A 24,710-nucleotide genomic window follows, 5' to 3' on the forward strand; every position below is an offset into this window, starting at 1 on the left:
GCTTACCGGGACATTAGCCAGATTTGTAAATGTTCAATGACCGGGCCAAGGATCAGAGCCGGAATAAAAGTCAACGCACCAATTAGCATGATGGTCAAAATCAATAGACTGATAAACAGTGGGCCATAGGTGGGCAGTGTACCGTTGCTGGCAGGCTGGCGTTTTTTTACGACTAAAGAACCGGCAATAGCAAGTACTGGCAGGATCAGGCCGAAGCGCCCTAAAAATAGGATGATAGCTAGCAACAAGTTGTAGAACATGCTGTTGGTATTGAGGCCCGCGAAAGCACTACCATTATTGTTGGCAGCGGAGGAGAGGGCATAGAGCACTTCACTGAAACCGTGAGCGCCGGGGTTCAGAATACCGGCACGTCCACTGGCAGTGGATATGGTAAGTGCCGTTCCTAAAAGAGCCAGTGTAGGGGTAACCAAAATCGCCAGTGCCACCATTTTCATCTCGAATACTTCGATTTTTTTACCGAGATATTCAGGCGCACGGCCTATCATTAAACCGGCGATAAAAACGGTCAGCAGAACGAACAGTAACATACCATATAAACCAGAACCCACACCGCCAAACACGACTTCGCCAATTTGTATCAACCACATTGGGATCATGCCGCCAAGCGCAGTGAAAGAATCATGCATAGCATTGACGGCGCCACAGGAAGCGGCGGTGGTTACGACGGCATAAATTGAGGTTGCGAGGATGCCAAAGCGATTCTCTTTACCTTCCATATTGATATTACTGTTGGCGCCTAACAGACTGAAATGGGGATTCCCTTTCAGTTCGGCATACATGACTCCTACGGTGGCAATGACAAAGATGATGCTCATTGCCCACAATAGAGTGTGCCCTTGACGGTTATCACCAACCACTTGCCCAAAGGTAAAACAGAGTGCACAAGGGATCAAGAAGATAGACAGTATCTGAGTGAAATTGCTGATAGCAGTTGGATTTTCAAAGGGGTGTGATGAGCTACCCCCAAAGAATCCACCCCCATTGGTGCCCAATAATTTGATGGCTTCCTGTGAAGCGACGGGACCCATCGGGATCAATTGTGGTTGGCCTTCAATGGTATGGGCTAATTGATACGGTTCGAAATTCTGAATCACTCCTTGGCTGACAAAAACGAGCGTGATAACCATAGACAGCGGTAACAGCAGATAAAGTGTGATACGTGTGATATCAACCCAGGCGTTTCCTACGGTTTTGACGCCATGACGGGAAAATGCGCGTATCAGCGCAAATGCTACTGCAATACCGGTCGCCGCAGAAAGAAAGTTCTGCACGGTTAGACCTGTCATTTGGCTAAAGTAACTTAGTGTGTTTTCTCCACTGTATGCCTGCCAATCAGTATTGGTGATAAAGCTGATGGCTGTATTCAGCGCCAAGTCCCATTTGAGTCCTGGGAAATGTTCAGGATTAAGGGGAAGAGCTTGTTGTGTGATTAAAAGCGTGAATAGCAGTAATAGTCCAGTTAGATTAAAAATAGTAATAGCTAATGCATATTGCCACCAGTTCATTTCTTTGACTGTGCCGCCAGGTTTTTGTAAGCCACAGCAACGCCAAAGGCCAGATTCTGCTTTAGTCAGCCCGCGAAGAATATTACCGTCGATCATGTTGGCGATAACGTTTCCGAGTGGTTTTGCCAGCATCAGTAGAATCAGTAAAAAACTGGTGATCAATAAAAAAGCGGATGCGGCCATTTAAAAATCCTCCGCATGGAGTAACGCATAAATCAGATAAACCAGTAACAGGGCTACTAATAACGCGCCGGAAATGAAGAATATGCTCACTGCTTATCTCCTGAAAACTTGGATAGTAAAGATTAGGTAAGGAGATGCAAAGATGCTGATAAAAGAGTGAATGAATGTGTAAAAAAAGTGTAAAAATGATAATAAGTGAGGGTAAGAAGAACCGCCGTCAAAGGTTACTCGGTTTAGTATTACTGTCGTATTTCCTTTTTTCAGCAGAAGATACTTTTATAGAAAAGTTTAATATTATGGTAAAAGATCTATACCCAATAGATTTCAAGTTGCAGCGCGGCGGCAAGTGAACGCATCCCCAGGAGCATAGATAACTATGTGACTGGGGTAAGTGAAAGCAGCCAACAAAGCAGCAATTTGAAGGATGAAGGGTATAAACACTCTTAAGGCATTGAGTTCCTTTCTCATTGACTTTTCTTACTCTGAAATCTTTCAGTTGATAATTAATTGGATTTTGTTGCCTGAATTGTTAGAGGTATTAGATAATTTTAAATTAATAAATAATCCTGTGCATCAATATTCTGATTATTCATATAATATTGATAATTCGCTAAAGTAATCACAATATTAAAACTTGGTGTATAATATTCGTATTTTACTAATTGTAACGGCTCGTATTGGAAAATACCCGAACTTAAATTGATTGCGATTTTTATGCCATGGATACACCATGTACTAAATCAAAGTATCTAATCTAGGGAGTGGATATTAGAGAAAGAAGGCTGATACCACTTATTTATACCCTATAGAACGAATAGCTATTTTTGCTGATTGTTAAAATATTTTTCTATTTATATTCAATGATTATTGAAGGTCATATATGAGTCAAATCACCCCTCAGTTAACAAATATGTGGGATAAAAGTCATGAATCATGGTTTGTAAAAGATAAGAATCTTCTTTTTATGTATGCAAATAAAGAGTTTATTAAATTAAGTAAATTACCTGAACACTTTGATGTTATGGGATATTCTGCTAAAGAATTACCTACACCGTTTAATTGTCTTGTTCACCTTTTTGAAGAACATGACCGTAAGGTTTTACAGACTATGCAACGAATATCATCTATTGGGGCTCATCTTCAAAGCAATAGTCAACAACTTAAGCCCTATTTTTGTGAAAAATACCCGTTAATGGATGAAAATAATCAATGTATTGGAATAATTTGTCATATTAAAGAGATAAATCATTTTTCAGTACATCATTGTGTTAAAAATGATAAAATTACGTCTGTTAAGCTTAGACCGCCTAATAATATATTGACAGAAAAAGAATGGATAGTAATCTTTTTGTTCTGCCGCGGCCTCAGTAACCGATGTATTGCTGACGAAATAAAAATATCAGGTCGTACCTTGGAAGGGTATTTTCAAAGTATCTATGAGAAATTATCAATCAGCTCAATTATTGAATTGAAACTATTTTGTGAAAAGAATAATTATGATTTATATATTCCACCAAAATACTTTAAATCTATGAACCATTTTTTGCTGGATTAAGAATGATCCCTATGCTCCATATGTTCTGTTACTTAATAATCTGTGATGTAAATCAGCTTCATAGCTCATTTTCAAAGCCATATCGTAGACTGGGTTGTTAAGATCTTTATCGTCGGTATATTGAGAATCCAATTCATACTTCCAACCGCTTTTATTAGCTGGGATATGATTTATTTTACATACATCTCTGAGGTGAGAGCATGACCACTATGAAAGACGTAGCACATCAGGCTGGAGTATCCGTGGCCACTGTAAGCCGTGTCATTAATAATACTGCTTACGTCGAACCGGGTACTCGTGAGCGTGTAGAGAAAGCTATGCGAGAGTTCAACTACCATCGTAATTCTGCCGCACTTGCATTAGCGAAAAGGTGCGGGCATATGTTGGGTTTACTCACCGGCAATTTGGCTGATCCTTTTTTTTCCCTTTTGGCTCGTGGGGTTGAAAAAGTCGCCCGGCAAGAAGAAGTAAAGCTGATGGTTTGTAGTGGGGGATATCAAGCTGAACTTGAAAAATCTGCCTTAGATTTTTTAATTAATCAGGGATGCGAAGCAATTGTAGCACATGTCAGTAGGATGAGTGATGTGGATGTATTACGTTATGCAGCGCATACACCAGGATTAGTGATTATCAATCGATATTTCCCTGCTATCTCCAACCGGTGCATTTGGTTAGATAATGTCAGTGCTTCTCAGGCTGCTACCAACTATCTTCTTCAAAACGGTCATCGAAAAATTGCTTGTGTAACAGCAGATCTACCGATTGATAATAGAAGGCTCCGCCTGGAAGGATATCAGGCTGCAATGGCTAATGCGGGTATCACAGTACCTGGCAATTGGGTTATTAGCGTGCCATTCAACGAAAAAGGTGGGGAACTGGCAGCAGAAAAGCTCTTAGAAAGTGGCATTGGTTTTACCGCGGTAGTAACATTTAATGACGTCATGGCTGCCGGTATGATGCGATCCCTACATCAACGGAAAATCAAATTACCGGAACAACTGTCGATTGTTGGGTTTGATGATATTGTCCCGGCCCGATATCTTTATCCCCCTTTAACCACCGTACACAATCCAATAGAACGAATGGCTCAGTGGGCGGCTAATCTGGCATTGCAACTCAACGCCGGAAAAGAAATAACGCCACAAATGAATATGTTCTCAGCCGAACTTGTCATCAGAGATTCCGTTTTTGTAATCAAGTAGTAAAAAGTGTCGCACATAAGTGTAAAAGCGATATACAGATCACATTTCATATCTCATGAAACCAATTACATGAACAAGTAATCTCTGTCACATCTCATTCAAAATAAATTCATTATTCTATTCTGTTTCAACAACCCATCTGAAACTTGGGGTTTTAATATGGATGACAAGAAAAAGCTTAATCTGGGACTCGCTATGTTGCCAATCGCAGCAATGCTCTTATTGTTGGTTATTGGGTATGGTCAACTGAATTTACGCATCGAATCCTTATTGCTCATATCAGCAGGAATAGCAGCAGCCTTGGCATATTGGCAAGGTTATCGTTGGAATGACATCATCGATGCAATTGTGGCGAAGCTAGCCAAGGCGATGCCGGTGATGATGATACTGATTTGTGTCGGCGGGTTAATTGGGGCCTGGATGTTCAGCGGAACCATACCTTACATGATGTATTGGGGGTTAAAATTGATTAGCCCTCAATACATACTGATTGCTGCTTTCTTTATCACGAGTGTTATCTCGGTTTGTACTGGTACGTCATGGGGATCAGCCGGAACAGCGGGGGTTGCTCTCATGGGAGTCGCCGCTGGCCTTGATGTGTCTTTAGCCGCGGCAGCCGGAGCGGTTGTTTCAGGCGCGTATTTCGGTGATAAAATTTCACCGTTATCTGACTCAACTAACTTCGCTGCCATTGTTGCCGATACTGATCTTTACAGTCATGTTCAACATTTGATGTATACCACTATTCCCAGCTTTATTTTGGCCGCTATTGTTTATTTTATTGCTGGTCATACAAGCTTAACAGGTAATGTGGCAACACCTGAAAAAGTCACAGAAATCGTGCAATCTCTTGAAAGCCTGTATCAATTCAATTTATTGCTTATTTTGCCACCGATACTGGTTTTGTGGGGCGCAATAACAAAACGTCCGGTGATACCCGTCATGCTTGCTGCCTGTGTATTAGCTATTGTGCTTGGAATAGGTCTACAGGGGCTCACCCTGAAGCAGGGCCTTAATGCGTTGATAGATGGTTTCAATCTCTCAATGTTCTCTGACCAGGGACATAACATCACCGGAGTCGTTAACGATGTTTCCCGTCTGCTCAATCGGGGTGGCATGTTCTCGATGATGAGTACTATCCTGCTTGCATTTTGTGCATTCGCATTTGCCGGTGCTTTAGCACTCACTGGTGCTTTGACCATCATCATTAACCGGCTTCTACTAGTTGTTCGCACAACCGGGCAACTTATTGCTGCAACCTTGGCAACAACTATTCTGGTAACGGGCGCAACCTGCAACGGAAAGTTGGCTCTCCTCATCCCGGCGGAGCTGTTCAAAGGGGCTTATCGTCGCATGGGACTGGATAATAAAAATCTGTCACGAACAATAGAAGATGGCTGTACTGTCATAGAGCCGTTGATCCCCTGGACTGCTGCTGGTATTTACATGGCGACTACATTGGGTGTCAGTACGCTTGAGCTACTGCCCTGGGCTATCCAGTGCTATGCTGCCGTCTTCTTGGCTCTCATTTATGGCTTTACTGGTTTCGGTATCGCAAAAATCACGCCGGAAAACTCCCTGAATAAAAAGGAAATCCAAAGTGAAATTGCCTGATTTCAACCGGATAATCGATCGCCACAATACAAGCTCTGTTAAGTGGGATTTTTTAAATCGTCACTTGCACTTAAATAAGACTGACCTGCTGCCAATGTGGGTGTCTGATTTCGATTTTCAATGCCCGGAAGAGGTCTTACAAACACTCTATTCCCGAATTGACCACGGTATTTTTGGTTATAGCGAACGCGACGATTGCTATTACCAGGCGGCAATAGACTGGTTTTCAAGGCGCCATAAACTGACCTTGTACCGCGATTGGTTTACGTCGATAGAAGGCGTCATACCCGGATTAGCGTTATTGATACAAATGCTCAGTAAACCGGGGGAAGGTGTCATTGTACAAGGGCCGTACTATGCTTCATTCGCCAAAATTATTACTATGAATGGCAGGATGATGATTGAAAATCCGCTTCTTGAAAGTCTGGAAGGTTATAAAATTGATTATAATCATCTGGAACAGATGTTGGAGCGACACAGACCGCCTCTGCTATTGTTATGTAATCCACATAACCCTACTGGTAGGTGTTGGAATAGTGACGAACTACTCCAAATATTGATACTCTGCAAAAGATACGGTACGACGGTAATTTCCGACGAAATTTGGGCTGATTTAATTTTGCCTTGGGGAAAATTCACCTCAATACTGCATCTGGGGAGTGAATGGCATGGCAATGTCATTGCCGCTACCTCGACAAGTAAGGCATTTGGGCTTTCATCACTCCGTATATCAAACTTTCTCATTCCAGATCCCGAACTTCGACGTGCCTTTATCGATCGGTTGAATGCGCATGGGCTGGATGTCTTCAACGCGCTATCTATGGCTGCGGCAACAGCAGCATACCAGTATGGGGATGCTTGGCTTGATGAGCTACAATATTACCTGGCGGAAAATCGTTGCTGGTTCGAGCAAGCTTTAACGTCTGCCACTCCTTGGTGCCGAATGACAAAAGCGGAAGGTACATATCTGGCTTGGCTGGATTGTCGCAATTTAGGTCTGGATGATGACACTTTACAACGGGCCTTACTACAAAAAGCCAAAATAGTTGTTTCAATGGGATTGAGTTTTGGCAATCAGGGGAAAGGGTTTATTAGGATAAACTTGGGTTGTCCTCGTGCCTATCTTGAAAAGGCAATCGGCGGTTTAATTCAATTGGCGTTATAAAATAAGAAAGTATCCACGAAATTAGTAGAAATATTAGCACGATAACAAAGCAGGGCGTTAGTAGCCCTGTTTTAATTCGATGATCATACCTGAGGCTTTCCACAAGAAAAGTTTTAGGTATTTAATCTCTTCTCATTAACTTTTTTCGAGAAGTTTATTTTAATTCATTTAGAATATCTGCTTGGCCATATTTCGAAAGGCTCGCGATTCAAAGCAGTAGCAATGAGCTGTTCACCTTTAGGCCACGGACGATGCAAAGCATTTGATAAAGTGGATGATGCAAGCCCTGCTTCTCTTAAACTGGAAATCTGGTATCTTTCTGTTTCGGTCAGTTGTGTATAGGCCATAGTGCATTTTCCTTTGGCGAGAAAGATGCCTACTATAGCAACTGACCGCCCTTCTGAAAAATTGCACTTATTAGTCGAATCTGCCATGCTTTATTTATGGCAATCTGGCACTTAAACATCTTGAAAATCTTCCAGATTCATTTAATTATGAAGGACGGTATGATTATGAGCTTCCTTGGGATGGCGCTGAGTTTGCAAAAGAATTCGTTCTTCATGATCAAAGTGTAATGAAGAGCGAAACAACAGTATGTTCGCTTGAAACACATATGTATGGAAACAATAAATTCTTATCATCTTATATTTGTGAAAAATACCCACTATATAATGATGAAAACGAATGTGTCGGAGTCATTTTCCACGGATGGGAAGCTCAGGATTTCTCATTAACCCGTCTATTTTATGGAAAACTCCCGGCATCTATTATATTTCAACCATCTACTCATTTATTTACCCAACGGGAATGGGATGTCATTTTTCTCTCTTTACATAAATATACCAGTAAACAAATTGGCAGAATATTGAACATTTCTTATCGTACTGTTGAACACTATACGGCACAAATATACAGAAAGGTTGGTGTTAGATCTGCTCAGCAATTGGAGGAATACTGTCGCTTTAACAACTATGATCTTTATGTACCAAAAAAATTTTTACGCTCTGAAAGCAGCATTTTGTTTTGAGTCTCAACGACAGGAAGTGGCCGAACTGAGTTATCGTTATATACCGTATTTATCGGAAAAAGCGGGCATGACTTATTGCGCAACGACCTCATTTACTGCCTATTTTAAGGAAAAAACGGCAGTTTATTTAACGTTGAAAAGCTATCTATGATAATAATGAGATATAAAAATTTGACATATATCTCATAATAAAACAAAACTGTTTAGGTATTTTTTTTTCGCTCAAATATTAATCCATTAATAATAGTGTGTTTTTTGAATTATTTTTAACGACTTTATAGTGTTTAATCATTCGTGTCGCCCAACAGGGCGAAAATCATTGCCTCGGTGATAAAGGCATTAACCGGCTGATATTGTTATCCGTAGACATTTTTTTCAATTAGGATTATCTATTGAGTCTAATTCATTTCCTGAGCAAATGAGCAAAGTGAAACCGATGATGATAGGAATAGGATCAAGGATTGTGAAAAGATTGACTCTTATTATTATTAATAACATTCTTACCGATCGTTAATAAAATGTTCATAATTTGTTTGTAATATTACATCTTTACTCTATTTTGTGTAATAAAATTACATAAAATAGAAAATATAGCGATAATAACGGCTTAAAAGTGGTCGGATAAGTGGTAAATTTTCATTTTTTGCGATAAAATTTTAAACAATTTACAGATTGATTATTTTTAAGATTCTGCGGAAAAGTGGGATCATTTTAAAGGAGGGCTAATATGTCTTCATATCGTGAGTATCCTTGGTATCAGGTTCTCTTACGTCGTATTGGCGTTGTCACTTTCGGTATCCTGTCGTTTCCGGTTATGTTGTTTCGTCGTGATCGCGTCCGTTTTTACAGTTATTTGTATCGTGTATGGGTAAAAACCAGCGATAAGCCCGTATGGTTAAAACAGTCAGAGCAGGTTATGGCAGTCAGAAGTAGCTGACAACTGACAATTGGTGGCAGGTAACGGTATATTATTGCAATACAATCAATACACAGGACGAATATGATGCGTAATATTGAGCTGGAAAATGTGATTAACCGAGAACTGAAAATTGATGAGTTTCAGGATTATGCCCCCAATGGTTTACAAGTTGAAGGGCGTGCTCATATTCAGCGGGTTGTTACGGGTGTTACTGCTTGTCAGGCTTTATTGGATGAAGCGGTTCGTCATCAGGCTGATGCCATTATTGTTCATCATGGCTATTTTTGGAAAAATGAGCCAGCAGTGATCCGTGGTATGAAACGTAATCGCCTGAAAACTCTGCTCTGTAATGATATCAATTTATATGGTTATCATCTGCCCCTTGATGCTCATCCATCACTGGGAAATAACGCGCAATTGGCCCGCCTGATTAATGCGAAAGTTGTCGGGTTGATTGAGCCATTCGTGCCGCATGGGGAATTTGAACAGCCGATAACGCCGGTGGAGTTGGCTGCACGTATCGAACAGGCGCTGGGTCGCCAAGCGTTTTATTTGGGCGATAACGCACCGGCAGAGATTCGTAAGCTTGCTTGGTGTACCGGCGGTGGTCAGAGTTTTATTCAGGCAGTGGCCGAATTCGGTGTTGATGCTTTTATTACCGGTGAAGTGTCAGAGCAGACGGTTCATATCGCCCGCGAAATGGGATTGCATTTTTATGCTGCGGGTCATCATGCCACCGAGCGTTATGGTGTTAAGGCGTTGGGAGAGTGGCTGGCTGGTCATTATGGTCTGGATGTCACTTTTATCGATATTCCAAACCCGGTTTAATCACGTTTTCTTAAAACGGAACTCAACAACCACCGACTAAGGTCGGTGGAAGAATATCAACAAAGATGAACTTGATATGACAAAGGGCACTGAGGATATTCATTTTTTGCCTGTTATTGTTGGTAGTAAGCGTGCTGGATTATTTCAAACAATATTAGGGGCTGCGCTCATTGGGGCTGTGATGTTGCTGGGGTTGCGCATTTAGAGGTACATTATATGTGTAAATTGCCAGTCTGGTATTTCGAAAAAGTCTTGGAGGTTTCTATGTTTTGCGAAGAAAAAGTAGCTCAAATGGCTGCCTAACTGCTGCCTAACTGCTGCATAAGTGCGGCGGACGCATGGCATATCTGAAACTTATGAAGTTGCTTTATCTGGCAGATAGAGTATCTATGAATGACTACGGCTACTCTATCACTGGTGATCGAATGGTATCTATGCCTAAAGGGCCAGTTTTATCGCAAACCTTAAATTTAATTACTGGAGATTACGCCAGTGATGAATTTGGATGGGGGGCGTGGATTAAAAGTGAAAAGAATTATGAAATTTCACTCAAACGGAAAAAAGATGTAACAAGGGATGATTTTGAATCTCTTTCTGATGCTGAATTAGGGGTTCTGGATGCCATTTGGGAACAGTTCGGTCATATGAATTGCGGTAATGCCGGGTGGGATTTTAAAGAAAGGAAGTTTACTTATCCCATCCGGGTATACAGATCACTTATATATTATCTGCTGTGATCCAGTTTTTTACCCTAAAAAACTAAGACATGTTTTCTGGCTGTAAATATTAGCTCTTTAAAACCGGACATACCGTATGATCGAACATGTATATTGAATTGTGGCGATCATCCTTTTATTAGAAATTCGAGATTTCTATAAAAAATATTGTAACCCGAATTCTGGATAAAAAGTTGAAGAAGAGCCTGTTCCTAGAGCAAAGTTTTGGTGAACGCCAAAAACCGTTCCGGGGAGGAACAGGCAATGAACAAGTTAGTTTAAATTTTCTGCGGTATCGATGATTTCTGCCAAAAATTTATGCCTCATTTGGCATCAACAGTTAATTAAAAACGGATGACTCAAATATCACCGGCAGGGCTTCCCTCTTCCAATTAAATAAAGCCCTAACTATTAAGTTAGAGCTCTTATCGTAATTGGATTTTATTATTATTTTTCAAGCTGGCTGTCAAAATCACGTTTTGTGTAGCCGGTATAGAGTTGACGTGGGCGAGCGATTTTCACGCCAGCATCATGCATTTCATTCCAGTGAGCGATCCAGCCGATAGTACGGGCAATGGCGAAAATAACAGTGAACATAGTGGATGGAATACCCATTGCTTTCAGGATAATGCCTGAGTAGAAATCCACGTTCGGATACAGTTTCTTCTCAATAAAATAGGGGTCGTGTAGAGCAATACGTTCAAGCTCCATAGCAACTTCCAGCAGGCTATCATTCAGGCCAAGTTCATCTAGCACTTCATGGCAGGTTTCACGCATGACGGTTGCACGAGGATCATAGTTTTTGTAAACACGATGACCAAATCCCATCAGACGGAAAGCATCATTCTTATCTTTGGCACGTTTAATAAATTCCGGAATATGTTCAACCGACTGAATTTCTTCCAGCATACGCAGACAAGCTTCGTTTGCACCGCCATGAGCAGGCCCCCAAAGAGAAGCGATACCTGCGGCAATACAGGCAAATGGGTTGGCACCGGAAGAGCCCGCGGTTCGTACTGTTGAGGTAGACGCGTTTTGTTCATGGTCCGCATGTAGAATAAAGATGCGATCCATAGCACGTTCCAGTACTGGGTTCACTTTATATTCTTCACATGGCGTAGCGAACATCATGTTTAGAAAATTGCCTGCATAGGAGAGATCATTGCGTGGATAAACGAATGGCTGACCAATAGAGTATTTGTAGCACATGGCGGCCACTGTCGGCATTTTTGACAGCAGGCGGTATGCGGTAATGTCACGGTGACGTGGATTGTTCACGTCCAGAGCATCATGATAGAAAGCAGCTAGAGCGCCAGTAACGCCACACAGTACGGCCATAGGATGCGAATCACGGCGGAAACCATTGAACAGGCGATGGATCTGTTCGTGAATCATGGTGTGGCGAGTAATGGTTTTTTTGAATTTATCAAACTGTTCTTGTGTTGGTGTTTCACCATACAGCAGGATATAGCAGACTTCCAGATAAGTGGATTTTGTCGCTAGCTGGTCGATAGGGAAACCACGGTGCAGCAATACACCTTCGTTACCATCAATGTAAGTGATCTTGGATTCGCAAGATGCTGTGGAAGTAAAACCAGGATCGTAGGTATAGAAACCTTGGGAGCCGAGAGTACGAACGTCGATGACTTTAGACCCAAGGGTCGGTGTTAGCACGTCCAATTCAATAGCAACTGAACCATCTGGGGTTAGAGTTGCTTTGTTATCTGCCATTACAGTCTCCTTAGCGCTTTCATTTTTATAACTTTTAACAACCACGGCGGAAAGACACCGTATAGAATTTATCTTAATCAGGCTATTTTATCGACCATTCTTTGTCATCAAGAACGGGCTTGGACGGTGCTCTGACAAAAGCGGTCACTTTTGAATGCACTTTGGTGTGGCCCGCGCCGGTGAGCGATTTGTGAGTGAATCGTCTCTTACAGACTGTGCGCATACTCCGGTTGCTGTGCAATCTGTGTTCCCAATTTATTGACAAAAATGACCTACACCCATGATGCCTGGTGGAATTGGTTCTTATACTGTGTCCCCTGACACTGTACTACCGGGGAAAAGCTGAAATCAGGCCAATATCACATTTAAGGCTGAAATCTCACCCCGGACGACAATGGTTTTTAGGTTGTTAGCGAATTTTTGAGAGTTATGTTTTATGCATTGACTACAAAAATGATTATGATTCGTGTGGACTACACAGTTACATAACTTTAGCTTTTCTTGAGGTCTTTCCTCTTATCAAAAATCAATCTCAAAAGTGTTTTCAACCATATATGTAAGATAAATGTTTAAAGTTTGTCAAACAAGATAATTAATTTTGTGCAATATGTTTGAATCGTGATCTTAATCACTGTTCAGTGGAAATGTAGCTAATCATATTGTGTTGTAATTGTAATAATAATGTGAAGCACATATACTTCCGCCAGGTCTCCGGATTACCCTGCTGTAGGAGCACCCAGCGTAACTAAATCACAACATTTTTTAACATGAAGGATCTATCGTTTGATTAAATGTTGTGTCTTTGTATCCTCTTATCGCTGTCTGATTTCCGCCCAGGTCCGGAGGAAGGAAAATAATAAAAGAGCTGTGTGGGCAAAATTGTGAAAAAACAAAGACCTGTCAACCTTGATTTGCAGACGATACACTTTCCAGTCTCTGCAATAACCTCGATCTTGCACCGTGTCTCCGGCGTCATTACTTTCGTAGCAGTAGGAATTCTCCTCTGGTTGTTAGGAATGTCTCTCTCCTCGCAAGAAGGGTTTCAGCAAGCCGCCGATATTATGACGGGATTTTTCGCTAAGTTTATTGTGTGGGGCATTCTGACCGCACTGGCTTACCATATCTGTGGTGGTGTCCGTCATATGCTGATGGATTTCGGCTACTTGGAAGAAAACTTAGCGGTCGGTAGTCTCTCTGCCAAAGTGGCAATCGGGATTGCTGTTATTCTGTCGATTCTGGCTGGAGTACTGGTATGGTAAGTAACGCATCTGCATTGGGTCGCACGGGTATCCATGATTGGCTATTATTGCGCGCGTCCGCAATGATTATTGTTTTATATGTTCTTTATATGCTGGGCTTTGTCGTCACAACGCCGGATATCACTTATGAAGTTTGGCGGGGTTTCTTCGCCTCATCCATCACTAAAGTCTTCACTGTGTTGGCACTGTTTTCCATTCTGGCTCACGCTTGGATTGGTATGTGGCAAGTACTAACTGACTATGTAAAGCCGTTGGCACTGCGTTTAATGCTGCAATTGGCGATTATTGTTGCACTGATGGCTTACTTGATTTATGGAACAATTGTGGTGTGGGGGGTATAGATGAAGCTGCCAGTAAGAGAGTTTGATGCAGTCGTTATTGGTGCGGGTGGCGCTGGCATGCGCGCTGCACTACAAATTTCACAAATGGGATTATCTTGTGCTTTGATTTCCAAAGTATTCCCAACCCGTTCTCATACTGTATCTGCGCAGGGGGGGATCACCGTTGCGTTGGGTAATTCCCATGACGATAACTGGGAATGGCACATGTATGACACGGTGAAAGGCTCCGACTATATCGGTGATCAGGATGCGATTGAGCACATGTGTAAGACCGGGCCCGAGGCAATTCTGGAACTGGAACACATGGGGTTGCCATTTTCGCGTTTGGATGACGGTCGTATTTATCAACGTCCATTCGGTGGCCAGTCAAAAAACTTTGGTGGTGAACAGGCTGCACGTACCGCTGCTGCGGCAGACCGTACCGGGCATGCCCTGTTGCATACGTTGTATCAGCAAAACTTAAAAAATCACACCACTATTTTTTCTGAATGGTATTCGTTGGATCTGGTTAAAAATCAGGATGGCACTATTGTTGGTTGTACTGCTGTCTGTATTGAAACTGGTGAAGTGGTTTATTTCAAAGCGAAGGCAACTATTCTGGCAACAGGGGGGGCAGGTCGTATTTATCAATCAACAACTAACGCCCACATTAATACTGGTGATGGTGTCGGTATGGCATTGCGTGCGGGTGTACCTGTACAGGATATGGAAATGTGGCAATTCCACCCAACCGGTATTGCCGGGGCAGGTGTTCTGGTAACAGAAGGCTGCCGTGGTGAAGGTGGTTATTTGCTGAATAAAGATGGCGAGCGCTTTATGGAGCGTTACGCGCCAAATGCTAAAGATCTGGCTGGTCGTGATGTAGTGGCACGTTCCATTATGATCGAAATCCGCGAAGGCCGTGGTTGTGATGGTCCTTGGGGGCCGCATGCCAAGCTGAAACTGGATCATTTAGGCAAAGAGGTGCTGGAATCTCGTCTGCCGGGCATTCTTGAGTTATCCCGTACTTTCGCCCACGTTGATCCAGTAAAAGAACCTATTCCGGTGATTCCAACTTGCCACTATATGATGGGAGGAATCCCCACTAAAGTGACTGGTCAGGCACTGACTATTAACGAGAAAGGCGAAGATGTGGTTATTCCGGGCCTGTTTGCTGTCGGTGAAATTGCCTGTGTATCGGTTCATGGCGCAAACCGTTTGGGGGGTAACTCGCTGTTGGACTTAGTGGTGTTTGGCCGTTCTGCTGGTTTGCACCTGAAAGAATCGTTGATGGAGCAGGGGACTAGCCGTGAAGCCAGCGAATCGGATATTGAAATATCCTTGCAACGTCTGAACCGTTGGAATAGTACCCGTACGGGTGAAGATCCGGTTAAAATTCGTAAAGATTTGCAAGCGTGTATGCAGAACAACTTCTCGGTATTCCGTGAAGGTGATGCAATGGCGAAAGGGCTGGAAGAACTTAAAGTTATCCGTGAACGCCTGAAGAGTGCGCGTTTGGACGATACTTCCTTAGAGTTCAATACTCAGAGAATTGAGTGTCTGGAGCTTGATAACCTGATGGAAACAGCACTTTCCACTGCTGTTGCTGCTAATTTCCGCACTGAGAGCCGCGGTGCTCACAGCCGTTTCGACTATCCGGATCGTGATGATGCGAACTGGTTATGCCATACTCTCTATCTGCCGCAAACTGAGACCATGACTCGTCGTGATGTCAACATGCAGCCAAAACTGCGTGAAGCATTTCCGCCGAAAGCGCGTACTTACTAATGAGTTGCTGATAATCCAGTTGCGGAGGAATAGATTATGAAACTTGAATTTTCGATTTATCGTTACAACCCGGATGTTGACAGCGCTCCTCGTATGCAGGATTACACGCTGGAAGCAGAAGAAGGGCGTGACATGATGTTGCTGGATGCGTTGATCCAGCTTAAAGAGCAGGACCCAACACTCTCTTTCCGTCGTTCTTGCCGTGAAGGTGTTTGTGGTTCTGACGGCCTCAACATGAACGGTAAAAATGGTCTGGCCTGTATTACGCCTGTTTCGGCTTTACGGCGTGGTAGCAAGAAAATTGTTATCCGTCCGTTGCCAGGCTTGCCGGTTATTCGTGACCTGGTTGTAGATATGGGGCAATTCTATGCGCAATATGAGAAGATTCGCCCATATTTGCTAAATGACGGCAAAAACCCGCCGGCACGTGAACATTTACAATCGCCTGCACAAAGGGAAAAACTCGATGGTCTGTACGAGTGTATTCTGTGTGCTTGTTGTTCAACTTCTTGTCCGTCATTCTGGTGGAATCCTGATAAATTTATCGGACCTGCGGGCTTACTGGCAGCATATCGCTTCCTGATTGACAGCCGTGATACTGAAACGGCTTCACGATTAGACAAGCTGAATGATGCTTTCAGTGTTTTCCGTTGCCATAGCATCATGAATTGTGTCAGTGTGTGCCCCAAGGGGTTGAATCCAACAAAAGCTATTGGCCATATTAAGTCTATGTTGCTGAAACATAGTGCATAATAGGTCTGCCCTCCGCGAGATTTTCTCTGTGGAGGGCACAAAGAATTGAAGAATAATGAGTTGCCAACTGCTAATGATGACAAAAGCTTGAAGTGAGGAACCTTTAAAAACAGCCTAACCGTTTTTAAAGGTTCCTTGAAGGGTTCTGAAACCCAAAAGAGAACATGCATAAAGCACGTCCAAATGAACCTTTTATCGATACCGTATTTAAACGGTAATAGTTAACCACGGCGAAAACTAAAGCTTTTAAAGCTTAAGGGATCACAATGCAGAACGGCGCAATGAAGGACTGGCTGGATTCAAGCTTCCTGGCTGGTTCAAACCAGTCTTACGTAGAGCAGATCTATGAAGACTATATAACCGATCCAAACTCCGTTGATGCAAGTTGGAGAGAGATTTTCCAACAATTGCCGAATGCGGGACTCAGCGGTGAACAACTCCACTCGCAGACGCGTGATTACTTCCGCCGTCTTGCGAAAGATACTACGCGTTATCATTCCTCTGTCAGCGATCCGGCAATGGATGCAAAACAAGTTAAAGTTTTGCAGCTCATCAATGCATTCCGCTTCCGCGGTCATCAAAATGCGAACCTTGACCCGTTGGGATTATGGAAACAGGATAGTGTTCCTGATTTAGATCCTGCTTTCCATAATCTGACGGAAGCTGATTTTGCAGAGACATTTAACGTAGGTTCTTTTGCTATCGGTAAAGAGACGATGAAATTGGCTGATTTGTATGAAGCACTGAAACGCACTTATTGCGGTTCTATTGGTGCTGAATACATGCATATCACCAATACGGAAGAAAAACGTTGGATTCAGCAGCGTCTGGAATCTGTTACTGTCAATTCTCAGTTTAGCGTAGAGGAAAAGCAGCGTTTTCTGGCGGAACTGACGGCAGCCGAAGGTTTGGAGCGTTATCTGGGAGCGAAGTTTCCGGGAGCGAAACGTTTCTCTCTTGAGGGTGGTGATGCGCTTATCCCGATGTTGAAGGATCTTATCCGTCATGCGGGTAAACATGACACACGAGAAGTCGTACTAGGAATGGCTCACCGTGGTCGCCTCAACGTCTTGGTTAATATCTTAGGTAAAAAACCGGCAGATCTGTTTGATGAGTTTGCCGGTAAGCATAAAGAGCATCTTGGTACCGGTGACGTGAAATATCATCAAGGTTTCTCGTCTGATTTTGCTACTGAGGGTGCTAAGGTTCATTTGGCGTTAGCATTTAACCCATCTCACCTTGAGATTGTCAGCCCTGTGGTTATTGGTTCAGTACGCGCCCGCCGTGACCGTCTGGATGAAGGCCGCAGTAATATGGTATTGCCAATCACTATCCACGGTGATGCTGCTGTTACCGGCCAGGGAGTGGTGCAGGAAACCCTGAACATGTCTCAAGCTCGTGGTTATGAAGTGGGGGGTACAATTCGTATCATCATCAATAACCAGATCGGTTTCACAACGTCTAACCCGAAAGATGCCCGTTCAACACAATACTGTACTGATATTATCAAAATGGTACAGGCGCCGATTTTCCATGTTAATGCAGATGATCCAGAAGCGGTGGCATTTGTTACCCGTTTGGCGTTGGATTTCCGTAATACCTTCAAATGCGATGTGATGATCGATCTGGTCTGCTATCGCCGTCATGGTCATAACGAAGCTGATGAGCCAAGTGCCACTCAGCCAATGATGTATCAGAAAATTAAGAAACACCCAACGCCACGTAAAATCTATGGTGACAAGCTGGTGGCGGAAAAGCTGATATCAGTCGATGATGTGACTGAGATGGTTAACCTGTATCGTGATGCGCTCGACCGTGGTGATTGCGTCGTTGATGAATGGCGCTCAATGGGGCTGCATTCATTTACTTGGGAACCTTATCTTAATCACGAATGGGATGAAGAGTACCTGCATAAAGTTGATGTTAAGCGTTTACAAGATCTGGGCAGACGCATCAGTTCTGTCCCGGAAGAAGTGACAATGCACTCCCGTGTAGCGAAAATTTATAACGACCGTGCAGAGATGGCGAACGGTGATAAATTGTTCGATTGGGGTGCCGCAGAAACATTGGCCTATGCCACTTTGGTGGATGAAGGGGTTCCGGTACGTTTGTCTGGTGAAGATGCCGGCCGTGGTACTTTCTTCCATCGTCATGCAGTTATCCATAATCAGGCTAACGGTTCTGTTTATGTTCCTCTGGCGAACGTTCATAACGGTCAGGGAGCATTTAATGTTTGGGATTCTGTTCTGTCTGAAGAGGCGGTGTTGGCGTTTGAGTATGGTTATGCAACAACAGAACCTCGTGCTCTGACAATCTGGGAAGCTCAATTTGGTGATTTTGCCAACGGTGCACAGGTTGTTATTGACCAATTCATCAGCTCTGGTGAGCAAAAATGGGGCCGTATGTGCGGTCTGGTGATGTTATTGCCGCATGGTTATGAAGGGCAGGGGCCTGAACACTCATCAGCCCGTTTGGAGCGTTATCTTCAACTATGCGCAGAACAGAACATGCAGGTTTGTGTACCATCAACGCCAGCTCAGGTCTACCACATGCTTCGCCGTCAGGCTTTGCGCGGTATGCGTCGTCCGTTGATCGTTATGTCGCCAAAATCGCTGTTGCGTCATCCATTAGCCGTTTCCAGCCTGGATGAACTGGCTAATGGTAAATTCCAGACGGTTATTGGTGAAATTGATGAGTTTGATCCGAAAGGTGTTAAACGGGTTGTACTCTGCTCAGGTAAAGTCTACTACGACCTGTTAGAGCAACGCCGTAAAAATGAACAAACTGATGTCGCTATTGTGCGTATTGAGCAACTATATCCGTTCCCTCATCAGGATGTTCAGTCAACACTGGAACAGTATGCTCATGTACATGATTTTGTCTGGTGCCAGGAAGAGCCATTAAATCAGGGGGCCTGGTATTGCAGTCAGCACAACTTCCGTGAAGTGATCCCGTTCGGGGCTTCTTTACGTTATGCAGGTCGTCCTGCGTCTGCTTCCCCGGCAGTTGGATATACGTCAGTTCACCAGCAACAACAACAAGAGCTGGTTAATGACGCACTGAACGTTGAATAAATAAAGGATATAAAATGAGTAGCGTAGATATTCTGGTTCCGGATCTGCCTGAGTCTGTTGCTGATGCCACTGTGGCAGTTTGGCACAAAAAAGAGGGTGACCGTGTTGAGCGTGATGAAGTGCTGGTTGAAATCGAAACAGATAAAGTTGTGCTGGAAGTACCTGCCAGTGAAGCGGGTGTTTTAGAAGCTATTTTGGAAGTGAAAGATGCCACCGTTCTATCCCGTCAGCTTCTTGGTCGTATCCGTCTGGGCGATAGCACTGGCAAGCCGACAGAAATAAAAGAAAAAACAGAAGCAACTTTGGCGAAACGCCAGACTGCCGGTTTAGAAGAAGAGAGCAATGATGCGCTCAGCCCGGCGGTCCGCCGTTTGATTGCAGAGCATAATCTTGATGCTAAAGCGATTAAAGGCAGTGGTGTTGGTGGACGTATCGTCCGTGAAGACGTGGAAAAATACATGGCTGATAACGAAAAAGTGGCTAGCAAGCCAGCAGAAGCCCCTGTTTCTTCTGTCCAGGATTCTCTGTTGCCACACCGCAGTGAAAAACGTGTTCCAATGACTCGTCTGCGTAAACGTGTGGCTGAACGTCTGCTGGAAGCGAAAAACAACACGGCGATGTTGACAACATTTAACGAAGTTAACATGAAGCCAATTCAGGAAATGCGTAAGCAGTACGGTGAAGCGTTTGAAAAACGCCACGGTGTGCGTCTGGGCTTTATGTCTTTCTATGTGAAAGCCGTGGTTGAAGCACTGAAACGCTATCCAGAAGTGAATGCTTCTATTGATGGCGCTGATGTGGTTTACCACAACTATTTCGATATCAGTATTGCGGTATCGACACCACGTGGTCTGGTAACGCCAGTACTGCGTGATGCGGATGCGTTGAGCATGGCTGATCTCGAAAAACGCATTAAAGAGCTGGCTATCAAAGGCCGCGACGGCAAATTGACCGTTGAAGAGCTAACGGGTGGTAATTTTACCATTACCAATGGCGGTGTATTCGGCTCCTTAATGTCTACACCAATCATTAACCCACCACAGAGTGCGATTCTTGGCATGCATGCTATTAAAGATCGGCCAATGGCGGTTAATGGTCAGGTGGAGATCCTTCCAATGATGTACCTGGCACTGTCTTATGACCACCGTCTGATTGACGGGCGTGAGTCTGTAGGCTTCCTGGTGACCATCAAAGAAATGCTGGAAGATCCTGCACGTTTGCTGCTGGACGTATAGCAACATAATCAGGGCAGATATGCGCTAATATCTGCCCAGTCTGAAGTAAACAAATGTATATGAACAGCCAATCTTTAGAGATTGGCTATATCCAGAGCAACAAAAAAATAAGGGAGCAATTTGCTAATTTGCTCTTATCAGACTAACTATGGATAGAACATCATGAATTTACACGAGTATCAGGCAAAACAGCTTTTTGCACGGTATGGTTTACCCGCTCCGGCTGGTTATGCCTGCACGACACCGCGTGAAGCAGAAGAAGCTGCATCTAAAATCGGCGCTGGCCCTTGGGTGGTGAAGTGTCAGGTTCACGCTGGCGGTCGCGGTAAAGCGGGCGGCGTGAAAGTGGTTAACAGTAAGGAAGAAATTCGCGCTTTCGCTGAACAATGGCTGGGCAAACGTCTGGTCACTTACCAAACAGATGCGCAAGGGCAGCCTGTTCGTCAGATTTTAGTGGAAGCGGCAACTGATATTGCGAAGGAGCTGTATCTTGGTGCTGTGGTTGATCGTGGTACACGTCGTGTAGTGTTCATGGCTTCTACTGAAGGTGGTGTTGAAATTGAAAAAGTTGCGGAAGAGACCCCGGAGCTGATTCATAAAGCGATTATCGACCCACTAATTGGCCCTATGTCTTATCAGGGGCGTGAACTGGCATTTAAATTGGGTTTAACCGGTAAACAAGTCAGCCAGTTCACTAAAATTTTCTTAGGGTTGGCAAATCTGTTCCTGGAGCGCGATCTGGCTCTGGTTGAAATTAACCCATTGGTTATTACGACTCAAGGTGATTTGATTTGTCTGGATGGCAAATTAGGCGCTGATGGTAACGCACTGTTCCGTCAGGCTGAACTGCGTGAAATGCATGACCCATCTCAGGAAGATCCGCGTGAAGCTCAGGCGGCACAGTGGGAACTGAACTATGTCGCACTGGATGGCAATATTGGCTGCATGGTAAACGGTGCGGGCCTGGCAATGGGAACGATGGATATCGTTAAATTGCATGGTGGTGCGCCCGCTAACTTCCTTGATGTCGGTGGTGGCGCAACCAAAGAGCGCGTTACAGAAGCGTTTAAGATCATCCTGTCAGATGAAAATGTGAAAGCCGTATTGGTTAACATCTTTGGTGGTATTGTCCGTTGTGACCTGATTGCTGACGGTATTATTGGTGCGGTGGAAGAAGTGGGTGTTCACGTACCGGTTGTTGTTCGTTTGGAAGGGAACAATGCTGAGTTGGGAGCAAAAAAACTGGCTGACAGTGGTTTGAATATCATTGCTGCAACCAGCTTGACAGACGCAGCTAAGCAAGCAGTAGCAGCAGTGGGGGCAAAATAAATAATGTCTATTTTAATTGATAAAAACACCAAAGTTATCTGTCAGGGTTTCACTGGCAGCCAAGGTACTTTCCATTCAGAACAAGCGATTGCTTATGGTACCCAAATGGTTGGTGGGGTAACGCCGGGTAAAGGTGGTACTGAACATCTAGGGTTACCTGTTTTCAATACCGTTCGTGAAGCGGTAGACACAACAGGGGCAACGGCTTCTGTTATCTATGTTCCTGCGCCATTCTGTAAAGATTCTATTCTGGAAGCGATCGACGCTGGTATTAAACTGATCATCACGATTACTGAAGGTATCCCAACGCTGGATATGCTGGCGGTTAAAGTGAAATTGGATGAAGCAGGTGTGCGTATGATCGGCCCTAACTGTCCGGGAGTCATTACGCCAGATGAATGTAAGATCGGTATTATGCCGGGACACATTCATCAAGCAGGTAAAGTTGGCATTGTTTCCCGCTCAGGAACACTGACTTATGAAGCGGTAAAACAGACAACGGATGCCGGTTTAGGGCAATCTACCTGTGTTGGTATCGGTGGCGACCCAATTCCAGGTTCTAACTTCATTGATATTCTGAAACTGTTCCAGGAAGATCCGCAAACAGAAGCCATCGTAATGATTGGTGAAATTGGTGGAACGGCAGAAGAAGAAGCGGCGGCTTATATTAAAGAACACGTCACTAAGCCGGTTGTTGCTTACATCGCGGGTGTGACTGCACCAAAAGGTAAGCGTATGGGGCATGCTGGCGCCATCATTGCAGGTGGTAAAGGAACGGCGGACGAAAAATTCGCTGCTCTGGAAGCGGCTGGTGTGAAGACAGTTCGCAGTCTGGCAGACATCGGTGATGCAGTGAAGGATTTACTCGCTGGCAAGTAAGCATTGATAAGAGGTGCTTATCTATGAGGCCACTGTGAAGTGGCCTCAGACCGTTAAAAAGCTGGTTAAAAATAGTTTTTTAGCATCGAAAATTTCATAATTCATCTTTGCCGATTGATTTTTTCCATTGGATTTCAATATTGGATTTTAATGGGTGGATAAATGAATTGTGCAGCGTCCTCTTTACTACCGGGGATATTGGTATAAGAAAACATGACAGGAAATATGTTATCACCTTGCATTGTTACAATAGTAGCCTGTAGGTCTAGTATATATCTTTCGTTATTTTTCCAGCATACTGGTCCAAAATCAGCGTAACCTGTGTTTTTAGAAAAATCCCATGATAAATTTGTATTATTACCTTTGGCAGGATCATAATTGACCTTTGTATGTTTCCAAAATATATCTTTATCTATTCCTCTTGCTTTACATGCCCCCCCAGTATTAAGACCAATTAGTGTCAGATTTACCTCTGGTTTTACTTCCTGAACCGCTGTAGGCTTCCCTTTTTCATCAATCGCGATAGGGTTATTGAATGTGATATCACCTATTATTTCCAGCTTTATTGTTGGATTACCGGGTGATGTTGGACCATAATCGCATTCATTAGGAGTTCCTGGTTCAGGGTTTGCTCTATTCAAGCAGACGATTACCGGTTTCGTTAATGGATTCTTTACATGAGTTGGTGCTGTGTTGTTCATCTTATAAGGTTGAAAGTATTTAAGAGGAGGATCGTCAAAGCCTGTCAGTGTATTTGACTTAATTAATATAGGTCCTTGAGGAGTGAGAGATATCCCGTTTTTTTTCCCCTGGAAACTAGCAACAGCCTGAATAGAATCAAATTGCTTCAAGTTAGAAAAATTATATTTGTTAGTGGATATTAGAAAGTACCGTAAATCTGTGCCGCTTATATTTCTGTCTGTGTATGCGATTTTTTTAGTATTCCCATTTTTATCTTTTCCAAAAATTGAGAGAGAAATTTGTAGCGATTTTTGGCTTAAAGTATTGGAATCAAGAAGATATAGGGAGCCAAAAGATTCAGCTGAAATTGATTTGGAATCTTCAGAGAATACTATTCTAGGATTACCAAAATAATTTGTTGGCTCTGTAGGCGATTTTGGTATTTCAAGTGATTCCCCTTGCTTAAATATTGCCTTTTGGTTCGCTTTCATAGTCTCGATATCTTTAAAAATATCAGGATGTTTTTGTTTTGTAACACCATGGGAATGTAATAATGCGATATATCCTTTCTCATTTTCCGGTTTAGTTAAATTGATCACTGTAGGTTTATTAGGTTCAATCTTCTCTAATAGCTGAGATATAGCCTGATTGTCCTCGGCAGATAACTTAATTTCGGTATCCGCAAAGCTGGATATTATCGGGGAAAACATCATGATGAAAAAAATAAATATTTTGTTATATAGAGTCATAATTTTATTCCATGAAATAATAGAGGGTTTGTAAGCCATGAATAATACATGTTTTATATGATATCCATGGTATACCAATATAATATTGAAGCTTCACTATACATTGAGTCTTAAACAGAAGTGTGATAATACCGTAAGTTCATCTTGAATGTTATGAGCCAGCATAATAATTCCTCC

At 43.2% G+C, this 24,710-nt stretch carries 20 protein-coding genes and 2 pseudogenes; 17 read left to right on the forward strand and 5 right to left on the reverse strand.

The genetic code is table 11. The features are described 5' to 3' along the window. Positions 1-2 precede the first annotated feature (2 nt). Complete coding sequence (gene kdpA / locus AACQ83_RS02580) at positions 3-1,709, reverse strand: potassium-transporting ATPase subunit KdpA (protein WP_112876207.1); 1,707 nt, start codon at positions 1,707-1,709, stop codon at positions 3-5. Continuing rightward, positions 1,710-1,799, reverse strand: a complete 90-nt coding sequence (gene kdpF / locus AACQ83_RS02585) for a K(+)-transporting ATPase subunit F (protein ID WP_041379999.1) — start codon at positions 1,797-1,799, stop codon at positions 1,710-1,712. Between the two features lie 790 nt (positions 1,800-2,589). Between kdpF and AACQ83_RS02590 the strand changes: the two genes are divergently transcribed. The 4 genes from AACQ83_RS02590 (at position 2,590) to AACQ83_RS02605 (ending at position 7,245) form a co-directional block, all read left to right on the forward strand. Next, positions 2,590-3,264 carry a helix-turn-helix transcriptional regulator gene (locus tag AACQ83_RS02590; RefSeq protein WP_112876206.1) on the forward strand — a complete coding sequence of 225 codons (675 nt, stop codon included), beginning with the start codon at positions 2,590-2,592 and terminating at the stop codon, positions 3,262-3,264. Between the two features lie 200 nt (positions 3,265-3,464). Then, positions 3,465-4,466 carry a LacI family DNA-binding transcriptional regulator gene (locus tag AACQ83_RS02595; RefSeq protein ID WP_112876205.1) on the forward strand — a complete coding sequence of 334 codons (1,002 nt, stop codon included), beginning with the start codon at positions 3,465-3,467 and terminating at the stop codon, positions 4,464-4,466. Between the two features lie 159 nt (positions 4,467-4,625). Continuing rightward, the gene (nhaC, locus tag AACQ83_RS02600; protein ID WP_112876204.1) at positions 4,626-6,080 is read left to right on the forward strand and encodes a Na+/H+ antiporter NhaC; all 1,455 of its coding nucleotides are present in this window, start codon (positions 4,626-4,628) and stop codon (positions 6,078-6,080) included. Then, entirely contained in the window at positions 6,067-7,245 is a 1,179-nt protein-coding gene (locus AACQ83_RS02605; RefSeq protein ID WP_112876203.1) for a MalY/PatB family protein, read from the forward strand. The genes nhaC and AACQ83_RS02605 overlap by 14 nt, the downstream gene beginning before the upstream one ends. Positions 7,246-7,409: 164 nt before the next feature. On the opposite strand, the gene AACQ83_RS02610 is transcribed toward AACQ83_RS02605, so the two are convergent. After that, on the reverse strand, positions 7,410-7,592 hold the full coding sequence (locus tag AACQ83_RS02610; protein ID WP_112876202.1) for a helix-turn-helix domain-containing protein: 183 nt from the start codon (positions 7,590-7,592) through the stop codon (positions 7,410-7,412). 86 nt (positions 7,593-7,678) lie between these two features. Between AACQ83_RS02610 and AACQ83_RS02615 the strand changes: the two are divergent. The 5 genes and pseudogenes from AACQ83_RS02615 to AACQ83_RS02635 form a co-directional block, all read left to right on the forward strand. Next, a pseudogene (locus AACQ83_RS02615) lies at positions 7,679-8,272 on the forward strand (helix-turn-helix transcriptional regulator); the annotation flags it as partial. A 727-nt stretch (positions 8,273-8,999) separates the two neighbouring features. Next, positions 9,000-9,209 carry a YbfA family protein gene (locus AACQ83_RS02620; protein ID WP_112876201.1) on the forward strand — a complete coding sequence of 70 codons (210 nt, stop codon included), beginning with the start codon at positions 9,000-9,002 and terminating at the stop codon, positions 9,207-9,209. A 66-nt stretch (positions 9,210-9,275) separates the two neighbouring features. Beyond that, the gene (locus tag AACQ83_RS02625; protein WP_112876200.1) at positions 9,276-10,019 is read left to right on the forward strand and encodes a type 2 GTP cyclohydrolase I; all 744 of its coding nucleotides are present in this window, start codon (positions 9,276-9,278) and stop codon (positions 10,017-10,019) included. 55 nt (positions 10,020-10,074) lie between these two features. Continuing rightward, positions 10,075-10,194: pseudogene (locus tag AACQ83_RS02630) on the forward strand (tail assembly protein); the annotation flags it as partial. A gap of 163 nt (positions 10,195-10,357) precedes the next feature. Further along, a complete protein-coding gene (locus tag AACQ83_RS02635; protein WP_112876199.1) occupies positions 10,358-10,756 on the forward strand; it encodes a Panacea domain-containing protein in 399 nt (132 codons plus the stop codon). A 426-nt stretch (positions 10,757-11,182) separates the two neighbouring features. Here AACQ83_RS02635 and AACQ83_RS02640 read toward each other — a convergent pair whose 3' ends face one another. Further along, positions 11,183-12,466 (reverse strand): citrate synthase, encoded by a 1,284-nt coding sequence (locus AACQ83_RS02640; RefSeq protein WP_112876198.1) that lies wholly within the window; start codon positions 12,464-12,466, stop codon positions 11,183-11,185. Between the two features lie 869 nt (positions 12,467-13,335). On the opposite strand from AACQ83_RS02640, the gene sdhC reads away from it, so the two are divergent. From sdhC to sucD, 8 genes are all read left to right on the forward strand, one after another. Beyond that, complete coding sequence (gene sdhC, locus AACQ83_RS02645) at positions 13,336-13,725, forward strand: succinate dehydrogenase cytochrome b556 subunit (RefSeq protein ID WP_112876197.1); 390 nt, start codon at positions 13,336-13,338, stop codon at positions 13,723-13,725. After that, positions 13,719-14,066 (forward strand): succinate dehydrogenase membrane anchor subunit, encoded by a 348-nt coding sequence (sdhD, locus tag AACQ83_RS02650; protein ID WP_112876196.1) that lies wholly within the window; start codon positions 13,719-13,721, stop codon positions 14,064-14,066. Before sdhC ends, sdhD begins: the two co-directional genes overlap by 7 nt. Then, positions 14,067-15,833 carry a succinate dehydrogenase flavoprotein subunit gene (gene sdhA / locus AACQ83_RS02655; protein ID WP_112876195.1) on the forward strand — a complete coding sequence of 589 codons (1,767 nt, stop codon included), beginning with the start codon at positions 14,067-14,069 and terminating at the stop codon, positions 15,831-15,833. A gap of 36 nt (positions 15,834-15,869) precedes the next feature. After that, positions 15,870-16,586: a succinate dehydrogenase iron-sulfur subunit gene (locus AACQ83_RS02660; RefSeq protein ID WP_036780842.1), complete on the forward strand. Its 717-nt coding sequence runs from the start codon at positions 15,870-15,872 to the stop codon at positions 16,584-16,586. A gap of 266 nt (positions 16,587-16,852) precedes the next feature. Then, a complete protein-coding gene (gene sucA / locus AACQ83_RS02665; protein WP_112876194.1) occupies positions 16,853-19,660 on the forward strand; it encodes a 2-oxoglutarate dehydrogenase E1 component in 2,808 nt (935 codons plus the stop codon). Between the two features lie 14 nt (positions 19,661-19,674). After that, positions 19,675-20,895: a 2-oxoglutarate dehydrogenase complex dihydrolipoyllysine-residue succinyltransferase gene (gene odhB, locus AACQ83_RS02670; RefSeq protein ID WP_112876193.1), complete on the forward strand. Its 1,221-nt coding sequence runs from the start codon at positions 19,675-19,677 to the stop codon at positions 20,893-20,895. 162 nt (positions 20,896-21,057) lie between these two features. Further along, entirely contained in the window at positions 21,058-22,224 is a 1,167-nt protein-coding gene (sucC, locus tag AACQ83_RS02675; protein ID WP_112876192.1) for an ADP-forming succinate--CoA ligase subunit beta, read from the forward strand. A 3-nt stretch (positions 22,225-22,227) separates the two neighbouring features. Then, entirely contained in the window at positions 22,228-23,103 is an 876-nt protein-coding gene (gene sucD / locus AACQ83_RS02680; protein WP_112876191.1) for a succinate--CoA ligase subunit alpha, read from the forward strand. Positions 23,104-23,237: 134 nt separating this feature from the next. Here the strand turns inward: sucD and AACQ83_RS02685 are convergent, their stop codons facing one another. Continuing rightward, the gene (locus AACQ83_RS02685; protein WP_192880966.1) at positions 23,238-24,572 is read right to left on the reverse strand and encodes a hypothetical protein; all 1,335 of its coding nucleotides are present in this window, start codon (positions 24,570-24,572) and stop codon (positions 23,238-23,240) included. Between the last annotated feature and the right edge of the window lie 138 nt (positions 24,573-24,710).

The organism is Photorhabdus sp. S10-54, from assembly GCF_963878145.1.
GTDB classification, from domain to species: domain Bacteria; phylum Pseudomonadota; class Gammaproteobacteria; order Enterobacterales; family Enterobacteriaceae; genus Photorhabdus; species Photorhabdus kayaii.

What these genes read in the sequence shown, in the direction of transcription:
- kdpA (WP_112876207.1), bottom strand. Translation starts at nt 1,709, where the DNA reads ATGGCCGCATCCGCTTTTTTATTGATCACCAGTTTTTTACTGATTCTA.
- AACQ83_RS02590 (WP_112876206.1), top strand. Translation starts at nt 2,590, where the DNA reads ATGAGTCAAATCACCCCTCAGTTAACAAATATGTGGGATAAAAGTCAT.
- AACQ83_RS02595 (WP_112876205.1), top strand. Translation starts at nt 3,465, where the DNA reads ATGACCACTATGAAAGACGTAGCACATCAGGCTGGAGTATCCGTGGCC.
- nhaC (WP_112876204.1), top strand. Translation starts at nt 4,626, where the DNA reads ATGGATGACAAGAAAAAGCTTAATCTGGGACTCGCTATGTTGCCAATC.
- AACQ83_RS02610 (WP_112876202.1), bottom strand. Translation starts at nt 7,592, where the DNA reads ATGGCCTATACACAACTGACCGAAACAGAAAGATACCAGATTTCCAGT.
- AACQ83_RS02620 (WP_112876201.1), top strand. Translation starts at nt 9,000, where the DNA reads ATGTCTTCATATCGTGAGTATCCTTGGTATCAGGTTCTCTTACGTCGT.
- AACQ83_RS02625 (WP_112876200.1), top strand. Translation starts at nt 9,276, where the DNA reads ATGCGTAATATTGAGCTGGAAAATGTGATTAACCGAGAACTGAAAATT.
- AACQ83_RS02635 (WP_112876199.1), top strand. Translation starts at nt 10,358, where the DNA reads ATGGCATATCTGAAACTTATGAAGTTGCTTTATCTGGCAGATAGAGTA.
- AACQ83_RS02640 (WP_112876198.1), bottom strand. Translation starts at nt 12,466, where the DNA reads ATGGCAGATAACAAAGCAACTCTAACCCCAGATGGTTCAGTTGCTATT.
- sdhD (WP_112876196.1), top strand. Translation starts at nt 13,719, where the DNA reads ATGGTAAGTAACGCATCTGCATTGGGTCGCACGGGTATCCATGATTGG.
- sdhA (WP_112876195.1), top strand. Translation starts at nt 14,067, where the DNA reads ATGAAGCTGCCAGTAAGAGAGTTTGATGCAGTCGTTATTGGTGCGGGT.
- AACQ83_RS02660 (WP_036780842.1), top strand. Translation starts at nt 15,870, where the DNA reads ATGAAACTTGAATTTTCGATTTATCGTTACAACCCGGATGTTGACAGC.
- sucA (WP_112876194.1), top strand. Translation starts at nt 16,853, where the DNA reads ATGCAGAACGGCGCAATGAAGGACTGGCTGGATTCAAGCTTCCTGGCT.
- odhB (WP_112876193.1), top strand. Translation starts at nt 19,675, where the DNA reads ATGAGTAGCGTAGATATTCTGGTTCCGGATCTGCCTGAGTCTGTTGCT.
- sucC (WP_112876192.1), top strand. Translation starts at nt 21,058, where the DNA reads ATGAATTTACACGAGTATCAGGCAAAACAGCTTTTTGCACGGTATGGT.
- sucD (WP_112876191.1), top strand. Translation starts at nt 22,228, where the DNA reads ATGTCTATTTTAATTGATAAAAACACCAAAGTTATCTGTCAGGGTTTC.
- AACQ83_RS02685 (WP_192880966.1), bottom strand. Translation starts at nt 24,572, where the DNA reads ATGGCTTACAAACCCTCTATTATTTCATGGAATAAAATTATGACTCTA.